A 2499-nucleotide genomic window follows, 5' to 3' on the forward strand; every position below is an offset into this window, starting at 1 on the left:
ACCGGCCTGCGCGAGAACATGGCCGACCAGCGCAAATTCCAGAACACGCCCGACTGGACCGCCTCGGTCGCCCTGCCCCACAGCCTGGACCTGGGCGACAAGGGTTCGGTGATCTTCACGCCGACCGCCTCGTACCGCGGCGCGACCCAGATGTTCGAGACAGCCATCCCGCTGCTCGATCAGGGCTCCTACTGGCTCTATGACGCGACCCTGATGTGGACCGCCCCGGACGGCGGCTATCGCGTCAGCCTGGCCGGCCGGAACCTGGGCGACGAGCGCTATCGCGCGGGCGGCTACAACTTCCCGGGCGCGATCACCGGCGATTCGGTCATCGGCTTCTACGGCGCGCCGCGCACGGTCACGCTGAGCGTCACCGCGTCTTTCTAGGGGCAGGTGGAGACAAGCGATCGGGGCCGCGGCGAACGCGGCCCCGATTTGCGTTTCAGAGGCCCAGCTTGGCCTTGAGGATGTCGTTCACCGCGGCCGGATTGGCCTTGCCGCCGGTGGCCTTCATGACCTGGCCGACGAACCAGCCGAGGGCCTGGGGCTTCTCGGCGACGGCGGCGGCCTTGTCGGGGTTGGCGGCGATGATGTCGTCGACGGCCTTCTCGATGGCGCCGGTGTCGGTGACCTGTTTGAGGCCGTGCTTCTCGACGACCTCAGCCGGACTGCCCTCGCCGTTCCAGACGTGGTCGAAGACTTCCTTGGCGATCTTGGACGAGATCACATTGGTCTCGATCAGCTCGACCAGTTGGGCCACATGGGCGGCCGGCAGGGTGTTCTCGCTGAAGTCCTTGCCGTCGGCGGCCAGACGGGCGGAGACCTCGTTGGTGACCCAGTTGGACACCAGCTTGGCGTCGCGGCCCTTCGCGGCCTGCTCGAAATAGTCGGCCTTGGCCTGATCCGAGATCAGGACCACGGCGTCGTATTGCGACAGGCCGTACTGGCTCATCAGGCGACGGCGCTTCTCGTCCGGGAGTTCCGGCAGGCCGGCCTTGATCTCGTCGATCCAGGCCTGCTCCAGCTCGAGCGGCAGCAGGTCGGGGTCGGGGAAGTAGCGATAGTCCATCGCCTCTTCCTTGGACCGCATGGAACGGGTTTCGCCGGCGGTCGGATCGTAGAGACGGGTCTCCTGGTCGATCTTGCCGCCGTCCTCGAGGATCTCGATCTGGCGGCGCGCCTCGTACTGGATGGCCTGGGAGATGAAGCGGAACGAGTTGACGTTCTTGATCTCGCAGCGCGTGCCCAGGTGGCTGAAGTCGCCGGTGGCCTTGAACTTCTCGTACTGGCCAGGGCGGCAGACCGAGACGTTGACGTCGGCGCGCAGGTTGCCCTTCTCCATGTCCCCGTCGCAGGTGCCCAGGTACATCAGGATGGTGCGGATCTTCTTGACGTAGGCGACCGCCTCATCCGGCGAACGGATGTCGGGGCGCGAGACGATCTCCATCAGGGCCGTGCCCGCGCGGTTCAGGTCGACGAAGCTTTCGGTCGGCGACAGGTCGTGGATCAGCTTGCCCGCGTCCTGTTCCAGGTGCAGGCGCTCGATGCCGACATTGAAGAAGGAGCCGTCCTCGGCCTCGACCTCGACGACGCCTTCGCCGACGATCGGATAGAACAGCTGGCTGATCTGATAGCCGGTGGGCAGGTCGGGATAGAAGTAGTTCTTGCGGTCGAACTGGCTGCGCAGATTGATCTGCGCCTTCAGGCCGAGGCCCGATTTCACCGCCTGTTCGACGCAGTGTTTGTTCAGCGTCGGCAGCATGCCGGGGAAGCCCGCGTCGACCAGCGACACCTGCTCGTTCGGACCCGCGCCGAAGCCGACGGCGGCGCCCGAGAAGAGCTTGGCCTTCGACGCCACCTGGGCGTGGATTTCCAGCCCCATGACGAGTTCCCACGGGCCGGTGCGGCCCTGGATGGTCTTGGTGTTCGAAACGGTGTCGGTCATGGGGTCCAGATGGCCTACCGGCCCGGCGGGGTCAAGAAATCGGAGGGCGGAAAACGGCTTCCCATCGCCGCGGCGACGGATCAGGGTTCGCGGGCCGTTCATTCCCTATCGCGCACCGACCCGAGGCCTTGATGACCCGCACCGGACCGCTGGACGCCGCCGTCGCCCTGACCCGCTTCGGGATGGGCGCCCGACCGGGCGAGATCGCGACGGTCGCGGCGGATCCGAGGGGCTGGCTGGAGGCGCAGGCGCGGCCCGGCGGCGCGCCGATCCCGCCGGGCGCGTTCGAGACCTCCGAACAGCGGCTGGAGGCCTATCAGGATTATCAGGCGGAAGCAGCGCGGGCCCGGCGGATGCGCGAGGCCCCGGCCGTTGCCGGAACCGCCGCGATGGCGGCGGACGCCCCGCCCTCCGCCGCGCAGGAGGCCGCCGACGCCCGCCGCGACAGCCGCCGCAACCTGGTTCAGGACACGGCGCGGGAGTTCCTGGCCCGGGCCCAACTGGGGGCCGAAACCGAGGCGGGCTTCGCCGAACGCTGGGCCCTGTTCTGGGCC

2 protein-coding genes and 1 pseudogene are annotated in these 2499 nt (G+C 68.0%); 2 read left to right on the forward strand and 1 reads right to left on the reverse strand.

Going from position 1 to position 2499, the window contains the following annotated elements:
* A pseudogene (locus Q0C81_RS08265) lies at nucleotides 1-387 on the forward strand (TonB-dependent receptor); the annotation flags it as partial.
* A 55-nt stretch (nucleotides 388-442) separates the two neighbouring features.
* Here the strand turns inward: Q0C81_RS08265 and gatB are convergent.
* The gene (gatB, locus tag Q0C81_RS08270) at nucleotides 443-1945 is read right to left on the reverse strand and encodes an Asp-tRNA(Asn)/Glu-tRNA(Gln) amidotransferase subunit GatB (RefSeq protein ID WP_291836300.1); all 1503 of its coding nucleotides are present in this window, start codon (nucleotides 1943-1945) and stop codon (nucleotides 443-445) included.
* A gap of 131 nt (nucleotides 1946-2076) precedes the next feature.
* Here gatB and Q0C81_RS08275 point away from each other — a divergent pair.
* The coding region (locus Q0C81_RS08275; protein ID WP_291836303.1) for a DUF1800 family protein at nucleotides 2077-2499 on the forward strand (423 nt) is incomplete at its 3' end.

It is taken from the genome of Brevundimonas sp. (assembly GCF_023259385.1).
Classification (GTDB): Bacteria; Pseudomonadota; Alphaproteobacteria; order Caulobacterales; family Caulobacteraceae; genus Brevundimonas.